The sequence below is a fragment of the Tardiphaga sp. genome, assembly GCF_028290495.1.
Classification (GTDB): Bacteria; Pseudomonadota; Alphaproteobacteria; order Rhizobiales; family Xanthobacteraceae; genus Tardiphaga.
In genome coordinates this window covers 1-7,894 of sequence record NZ_JAQGJT010000066.1, presented here as the reverse complement: position 1 = coordinate 7,894, position 7,894 = coordinate 1, and the positions used below count along the sequence as shown (strand labels likewise).

8 protein-coding genes are annotated in these 7,894 nt (G+C 64.0%); 3 read left to right on the top strand and 5 right to left on the bottom strand.

Annotated elements, in window-relative coordinates; translation table 11 throughout:
• Together JWQ24_RS12505 and JWQ24_RS12500 are read left to right on the top strand one after the other, a co-directional pair.
• Nucleotides 1–789, top strand: a 789-nt coding sequence (locus JWQ24_RS12505) for an FAD-binding domain-containing protein (protein ID WP_299808081.1), incomplete at its 5' end; no start/stop codon positions are given.
• A 105-nt stretch (nt 790–894) separates the two neighbouring features.
• The gene (locus tag JWQ24_RS12500) at nt 895–1,260 is read left to right on the top strand and encodes a hypothetical protein (RefSeq protein ID WP_299808079.1); all 366 of its coding nucleotides are present in this window, start codon (nt 895–897) and stop codon (nt 1,258–1,260) included.
• A 68-nt stretch (nt 1,261–1,328) separates the two neighbouring features.
• Here the strand turns inward: JWQ24_RS12500 and JWQ24_RS12495 are convergent, their stop codons facing one another.
• On the bottom strand, nt 1,329–2,204 hold the full coding sequence (locus tag JWQ24_RS12495; RefSeq protein ID WP_299808077.1) for a DMT family transporter: 876 nt from the start codon (nt 2,202–2,204) through the stop codon (nt 1,329–1,331).
• Nucleotides 2,205–2,305: 101 nt separating this feature from the next.
• On the opposite strand from JWQ24_RS12495, the gene JWQ24_RS12490 reads away from it, so the two are divergent.
• Nucleotides 2,306–3,433 carry an S-(hydroxymethyl)glutathione dehydrogenase/class III alcohol dehydrogenase gene (locus tag JWQ24_RS12490; protein WP_299808075.1) on the top strand — a complete coding sequence of 376 codons (1,128 nt, stop codon included), beginning with the start codon at nt 2,306–2,308 and terminating at the stop codon, nt 3,431–3,433.
• A gap of 150 nt (nt 3,434–3,583) precedes the next feature.
• Here the strand turns inward: JWQ24_RS12490 and JWQ24_RS12485 are convergent, their stop codons facing one another.
• The 4 genes from JWQ24_RS12485 to JWQ24_RS12470 form a co-directional block, all read right to left on the bottom strand.
• Nucleotides 3,584–5,677, bottom strand: a complete 2,094-nt coding sequence (locus tag JWQ24_RS12485) for an acetate--CoA ligase family protein (RefSeq protein WP_299808073.1) — start codon at nt 5,675–5,677, stop codon at nt 3,584–3,586.
• On the bottom strand, nt 5,674–6,033 hold the full coding sequence (locus JWQ24_RS12480) for an OB-fold domain-containing protein (protein ID WP_299808071.1): 360 nt from the start codon (nt 6,031–6,033) through the stop codon (nt 5,674–5,676). Before JWQ24_RS12480 ends, JWQ24_RS12485 begins: the two co-directional genes overlap by 4 nt.
• Complete coding sequence (locus JWQ24_RS12475) at nt 6,030–7,166, bottom strand: thiolase family protein (RefSeq protein ID WP_299808069.1); 1,137 nt, start codon at nt 7,164–7,166, stop codon at nt 6,030–6,032. The genes JWQ24_RS12480 and JWQ24_RS12475 overlap by 4 nt, the downstream gene beginning before the upstream one ends.
• Nucleotides 7,167–7,308: 142 nt before the next feature.
• On the bottom strand, nt 7,309–7,894 hold a 586-nt coding region (locus JWQ24_RS12470), incomplete at its 5' end, for an acyl-CoA dehydrogenase family protein (RefSeq protein WP_299808067.1).

The following is a 7,894-nucleotide window of genomic DNA, read 5'->3' as shown; positions in this document are numbered from 1 at the left end:
CTCAAGGCCGGCGTCGCCGGCTATTCCGATGAGCGCGACCGGCCAGACCGCGAAGGTACCTCGCAGCTTTCGCCGCATCTCCGGTTCGGCGAGATCAGCCCGCGGCAGATCTGGTTCGCGGCGCGCTTCGCCGCCGCCGAGCATCCCGATCTCGGCAGCGACATCGGCAAATTCCTCAGCGAGATCGGCTGGCGCGAGTTCTGCCGGCACCTCTTGTTCGACCTGCCTGACCTTGCGGAGCGCAATCTGCAGCCCTCCTTCGACGCGTTTCCGTGGAAGACCGACCGCACGGCGCTGCGCGCCTGGCAGCGCGGCCAGACCGGCTATCCGCTGATCGACGCCGGCATGCGCGAGCTCTGGCACACCGGCGTGATGCACAATCGCGTCCGCATGGTGGTCGCTTCCTTCCTCGTGAAGCACCTGCTGATCGACTGGCGCGAAGGCGAAAAGTGGTTCTGGGATACGCTGGTCGATGCCGACGCCGGCAGCAATCCGGCCAACTGGCAATGGGTCGCGGGCTGCGGCGCCGATGCCGCGCCCTACTTCCGCGTCTTCAATCCGATCCTTCAGGGAGAAAAATTTGATCCCGATGGAGTCTACGTTCGACGCTGGGTGCCGGAGCTGAAAGCGATGCCGTCGAAGTTCATCCATCAGCCGTGGAACGCTAGCCCGCTAGAGCTTGGCGTCGCCGGCGTCACGCTCGGCAAGAGCTATCCGATGCCGATCATCGAGCACAAAGTCGGTCGCGAGCGCGCGTTGAAAGCGTACGCATCGACACGAAACAGTTGACTACACGTCGCTCACACTTCATCTGAGACACGAATCGGACTATCGTCAGAGAATCAATAACCTTTGGGGGATAAGATGAAAGACGACACACCGATTTTGGAGCAGATGACAGACGCTCTCAGCAGCGCTGCCGATGCGACAAAAGAAGCCGCCACTTCCTTGGTGAAGAAGGTCCGCAAGGCCACCACCAAGAAAGCGGCGAAGAAGCCCGCGGCAAAGAAAGCCGTGAAGAAGTCCACCAAGAAATCTTCGGCCAAGAAAACCTCGGCGAAGAAAACAGCAAAGAAAGTGAAAAAGACAGTGGCAAAAGCAGTGAAGAAGACCGCGAAGAAGGCTCCGAAGGCCGCCAAGACCGTCAAGAAGGCCGCCAAGAAGACCGTCAAGAAGGCCGTGAAGAAGGCAGCTCCGAAGAAGGCCAAGAAGGCCGCTCCGAAGAAGGCCAAGAAGGTTGCGAAGAAGTCCAAGAAGTAAGACCTCACAGCTCGCTGTGAAGTGAAAGCCTCCGGGTCCAAGCCCGGAGGCTTTTTCTTGCCCGGAATTCAGGCCCGCGCGCGGTTGACCAGCAGCACCGCAGCGCCGCAGGCGACCATGCCGACGATGGCGACGGCATCGAGCGTCTCGCCGAACAGGATGTAGGCCATCAGGGCCGTCACTGCCGGCACCAGATAGAACAGGCTGGCCACCTGGCTCGACGCCTGCCGCCGCAACAGCCAGTACAACAGCCCGACCGTGCCGATCGACAGCACCACTGCGAGCCACGTCACCGACAGCACGAACCCCGTGGTCCAATGGATGGTGTTGGTCTCTAGCGCAAAGGCGCCGAGGCCGAGCAGCAAGAGGGCGGCGATCTGCTGGATCAGGCTGCCGGTGCGCCAGTCGATGCCGCCGCAGAATCGCTTCTGGTACAGCGTGCCCAGCGTGATGCTGACCAATGATGCTGCGGAAGCGAACCAGCCCCAGCCGGCATCGCCCGATATCGGCCGGCCATGCAGGATCAAACCGACGCCGACGAGACCAAGCATCAGCCCGCCCCATTGCAGCGGCGTCACGCGCTCGCCGAGAAAGCGGCTCGCCAATGTCGAGGTCAGCACCGGCTGCAGGCCGGGGATCAGCGCCGACAATCCGACTGGCACCGAATGCGCCACCGCGAGCACCGTGCCGGCGAGATAGAAGCCCTGCACCAGGATGCCGGCAACGATGGAGTGGCCGACGCCGGCACGGTCCGGCCAACGCGGTCGCACGATGGCAACCACCATCGCCATGATCGCCACCGCGAGCGCCATGCGGACCGTGAGATAGGTCAGTGGTTCTGCCCCGGTCAGCACATATTTGGTGGCGATGAAGCCGGTGCTCCACAGCAATACGAAAACCACCGGGGTCGCGCGCGCGGCAATAGTCGGAAGAGCATGTTTCATTTGCCGACTGAATTGCCCGATCCTATGCTAGGCGGCAATAAAGAATTGCGCGGGGCCACTTGCTGCGCAGCACATACCAAAACCGAAGATGAGGATACGCCATGGATGTTCGAGCCGCCGTTGCCATTGCTGCCGGCAAGCCGCTGGAGATCACCACCGTTCAACTCGAAGGACCGCGCGATGGCGAGGTCATGATCGAGATCAAGGCTACCGGCATTTGCCACACCGATGAGTTCACTTTGTCGGGCGCCGATCCGGAAGGCCTGTTCCCCGCCATCCTCGGCCATGAAGGCGCCGGTGTCGTCGTCGAGATCGGTCGCGGCGTCACATCGGTGAAGCCCGGCGACCACGTCATCCCGCTCTATACGCCGGAGTGCCGGCAGTGCCCGTCCTGCCTGTCGCGCAAGACCAATCTTTGCACCTCGATCCGCGCCACCCAGGGCCAGGGCCTGATGCCGGACGGCACGTCGCGCTTCTCGATGGGGGGCAAGCCGCTGCATCATTATATGGGCACATCGACCTTCGCCAATTTCACCGTGCTGCCGGAAATCGCCGTCGCCAAGATCCGCGAAGACGCGCCATTCGACAAGGTCTGCTACATCGGCTGCGGCGTCACGACCGGGATCGGCGCGGTGATCAACACCGCCAAGGTCGAGCAAGGCGCCAAGGCAATCGTGTTCGGTCTGGGCGGCATCGGCCTCAACGTGCTGCAGGGCCTGCGGCTGGCCGGCGCCGACATGATCATCGGCGTCGACCTCAACAACGACCGCAAGGAATGGGGCGAACGGTTCGGCATGACGCATTTCGTCAACCCGAACGACCACGGCAAGGACCTCGTCCCCTATCTCGTCAACATGACCAAGCAGGGTGCAGACCAGATCGGCGGCGCCGATTACACCTTCGACTGCACCGGCAATGTCACGGTGATGCGGCAGGCGCTGGAAGCCTGCCACCGCGGCTGGGGTCAGTCGATCGTAATCGGCGTGGCGCCAGCTGGCGCGGAGATCTCCACGCGTCCGTTCCAGCTGGTGACCGGGCGGGTCTGGAAGGGCTCGGCGTTCGGCGGCGCGCGCGGGCGTACCGACGTGCCGAAGATCGTCGACTGGTACATGCAGGGCAAGATCCAGATCGACCCGATGATCACCCACGTGATGCCGCTGTCCGACATCAACAAGGGCTTCGATCTGATGAAGACCGGCAAATCGATCCGCGGCGTGGTGACGTTCTAAACATCACCACCGGCTGTCAACCCCGCGAAGCGGAGATCCAGTAAACGCTGGCGGTCATTGCAGATGACCGACGACAAAGAATACCGGGTCGCCCGGTCCAAGCGCGCAATTGCGCGCCTGGCCGGGCGATGACAGTCGGGGTGGCTGGCCCTATTCTCCCTGAAACACCACCGCATCCACTACGACGCAGCCTTTGCCCTCGCTGTCGAGCATGACCGGGTTGAGGTCGATGCTCATCACCTTCGCCGAAGCGTCGCGCATCAATTCGCCGATCTTGACCACGGCGGCGCTCAGCGCGTCCAGATCCATCGGCGGTTCGCCGCGCACGCCTTCAAACAACGGCGCGATGCGCAGCTTGCGCAGCGCCTCTTTGGCATCGTCCTGCGAGAACGGCGGGAGCAGCAGCGTGGTGTCCTTGAACACTTCGACATATTTTCCACCGTCGCCGACCGCGACCACCGGGCCGAACACGGGATCACGGTGCGCCCCGATCATGATCTCGCGGCGACCGCCGGCCATCGCGGCGACGATCACGCCGTCGAAGCGCGAACCGTGCTTGCGGATGATGGCCTCCATCTCGGCATAGACCTCGCCGGCTTCCTCGCGCGAATTGATTTTCAGCCTGACCAGACCAAGCTCGGATTTGTGCGCGATATCGGCCGAGCAGCCCTTTACCACCACCGGACCGCCGATCGCCGCGAAGGCGGCGATCGCTTCGGCGCGGGAATGGCAGAGACGGTACGGCACCACGGGAATGCCGCGCGCGGCCAGCAGCGCCAGGCTGTCGGCCTCATTCAGCATGATGGTGGCGCCGTCGGTCGGGATCAGCGCGTCGGATTTGCCGCGGGTCGCGCGGCGCTCATGCGTGCGCGCCATCAATTCGCGGTGCGCGAGGAACTGATGCAAGGCCGTGACGGCCTCGACCTCGGTCGGAAACACCGAGACGCCCTGCGCCTGAAACTCTTTCGCGACACTCGGCTGCGTCGCGGCGACCACCAAGGGCTTACCGGTCTGCGCCGCAAAGGCTGCAGAATCGCGCGCAAAGGCCGGCACGTCATAACCGGGGCCTGCCACGGGCACGCCGATCACGAAGGCATCGGCGTCGGGATCCTCCGCGATGACCGGCAAGATGTCGCCGAACAGCCGGCTGTTCGATAATAGCGCAGCGGTGAGGTCGATCGGATTGGTGGTGGTGGCGAAGCTCGGCAGGATGCCCTTAAGCTTCTTGTCGGTCGCCTCGGACAATTTCGCCATCGGCATGCCTACCGTGGTGGCGGCATCCGCCGTCATCACGCAGACCGCGCCGGAATTGCTGATCGCGACGAGACGCCTGCCCTTCGGCTTCCAGCCCTTCAGGTAGAGTTCGGTCGCCTCGACGAGGCCGCGCATATCTGGGGCGCGCCAGATGCCGTGATGCTCGAAGAACGCATCCACTACGCGATCCTCGTTGGCCAGCGCGCCGGTATGCGACTGCGCGGCCGCGCGGCCGGCTTCGGATCGGCCGGATTTCAGCGCGATGATCGGCAGGTCGCGGTCCAGCGCGATGGCCGCGAGTTCTTCGAGGTACTTCTTCTCGGGAATGCTCTCGAGATAGAGCAGCATCAGCTTGACCTGGGTGTCCTCGGCGACCGCAATCGCCAACTCGCCGACGGTGATGTCGGCGTCGTTGCCGGTGGCGTGGCTGTGGCGCACGCCGATGCCGCGCGGATTGAGGAAGCCAACCGGCACGGTGGACAACGCGCCGCTCTGGCTGAGCATCGCGACATGGCCCTCAACGCGGTCGAACTCCATGAACATCGTGGAAAACGAGGCGATCGCGCCGGTGCCGAAATTGGCGAGGCCTTGCGAGTTCGGCCCGACGATGCGCATGCCGGCCTTGTGGGCGGCGGCGACCATGCGGCGCTCCTTCGCCTTGCCCTCGATCGCATCGACCTCGCCGAAGCCGGACGCCATCACCACCGCGATCTTGACGCCGGCAGCTGCGCAGTCTTCCACCGCGGCGATGGCGCTGTCGCCGGCGATCGCGACGATCACCATCTCCGGGGCTTCCGGCAGATCCGCCAGGCTCGGATAGCATTTTTCGCCCTGGATCTCCGTGCGCGTGGGGTTGATCGGGTAGATCTTGCCCTTGAAGCCGAACTTCTGGAGATAATGCACCGGACGGCCGCCGACCTTGTTGGGGTTCTCGGAGGCGCCGATGATGGCGACGGATTTCGGATCGAGGGCAGCGCGAAGACGGCTCATGCGGAGGTCCTTTCAAAATAGGGAACGAGGCGGCCGGTGAAGCGCGCGTAGCGCGCGGCCACCTTGTCGCCGATGGCGAGGTCGTTGGCGCCGTGGGCCATCATGCGAAAGCCTTCGGCGGTGTCGATCAGAACGATGTTGTAGGGCACGTGCTCGCGCGCCTCCGGCGTGCCCGCGCGCAGCACCAGCGACGTCGCATAGACGGTGCCCTGCCCGCTGGCGGTTTTATCGACCGGGTCCGGCGCGCCGCAGGCCGCACAAAAGGCGCGGCGGAAATACTGCACGTGGTTGCAGGCAGCGCAGCACTGGAAGCTGATCGCCTCCATGCCGGTGGTCCAGTCTTCAGTCGGCTTCATCGCACCCGCTCCAGAAACATGCTGACATGCGACGACAGCACGCCGCCGTCGCCATGCAGCAGCGCGATTCCGGCGTCTTTTACCTGTCGACCGCCGGCCCGGCCGGTCATCTGCAGCTGCATTTCGACCAGGTGCGCCATCGCGCCGCCCACGCCGCAATGGCCGTAGCTCAGCAAGCCGCCATGGGTGTTGAGTGGCACCGCGCCGTCGCGGCTGAAATAACCGCTACGCACGCGCGCCGCCGCCTCGCCACGGCCGGCGAGGCCAAGTTCTTCCAGCAGCATGGCTAGCGTAATGGTAAAGCTGTCGTAGATGCCGGCATAGCGCACATCGGCGATGGACAGGCCCGATTGGGCGCTCGCGCGCTGCAGGGATATCGCGGCGCCCATCCTGTCGAAGTCGGGGATCGTGGTGACGTACTGGTGGGTGTGCGCCTGCGCGCAGCCGCGAATGCGCACGCCGGTCTCGCCGGTCCGCTCGCGGCTGATGACGAACGCCGCGCCGCCGTCCGACACCGGGCAGCAGTCCAGCAATTTCAGCGGCGACGCCACCGGCTTTGAGGCCATGACGTCGGCAACGCTGATCCTGTCGCGAAACTGCGCGCCGGGATGGTCGGCGGCGTGACTGCGCATCAGCACCGCGAACTCGGCAAGGTCTTCTTCCGTAATCTTGTACTCATGCATATAGCGCGATGCGACGAGCCCGTAATAGGCGGGAATGGTCGGCCCCAGCGGCATCTCGTACGAAGGATGGCCGACCTGCGCCAGCGCCTGGATGGCGGCGTCGCGGCTCTGCCCGGTAAGGCGGTTCTCGCCGGACACCACCAGCACATGCTTTGCCATGCCGGCTTGCACGATGATGTGAGCCAGCATGGTCATTGCGAGACCCGTCGCGCCGCCCACCTGCACCGCGTGAGCGTAGCACGGCGTGATGCCAAAATGCTCGGCGAACACCGTGGCCAGCATGATATGCGGCTGCACCGTGGAATAGCCGCACAGCACGCCGTCGATCTCGTCGCGCTGCAGCCCGGCATCGGCAATTGCAAGCTCGGCCGCGCGGCTCATCAGGTCGAGCGTGGAGGCGCCCTCATGCCTGCCGAACGATGTGAGGCCGACGCCCGTGATGAAGCTCATGCTCACACTCTTTCGTCATTCCGGGATGCGCCCTCTTGGGCGCAGGCCCGGAATCCATAACCGCCGATCGTGGTTATGGATTCCGGGCTCGCGCGTGAAGAACGCGCGCCCCGGAATGACGGTTCGGGGTTTTGCACCATCATCAATACGACTTCGGCAGGCCGAGCACTTTCTCGGCAATGAAACTGAGGATCAGTTGCGGGCTGATCGGCGCGATGCGCGGAATCAGGGATTCGCGTAAGTAACGCTCGACGTGAAATTCCTTGGCATAGCCGAAGCCGCCATGGGTCATCACCGCCTGTTCGCAAGCCTGAAAACCGGCTTCGCCCGCGAGGTACTTTGCGGCGTTGGCCGCCGGGCCACAGGGCATGCCCTGATCGTATTGCCATCCCGCCGACAGCGTCATCAGCCACGCCGCTTCCAGCTCCATCCAGTTTTTTGCAAGCGGATGCTGGATCGCCTGGTTCTTTCCGATCGGACGATTGAACACGATGCGGGTCTTGGCATAGGCCGCGGCACGCGACAGCGCCAGCTTGCCGAGGCCCACCGCTTCGGCCGCGATCAGGATTCTTTCCGGATTCATGCCGTGCAGAATGTATTCGAAACCGCGTCCCTCCTCGCCGATGCGATCTTCTGCCGGAATCTCGAAGTCCGCGATGAACAGCTCGTTGGAATCCACCGCCTTGCGGCCCATCTTCTCGATCTCGTGCACGGCGATGCGCTTGCGA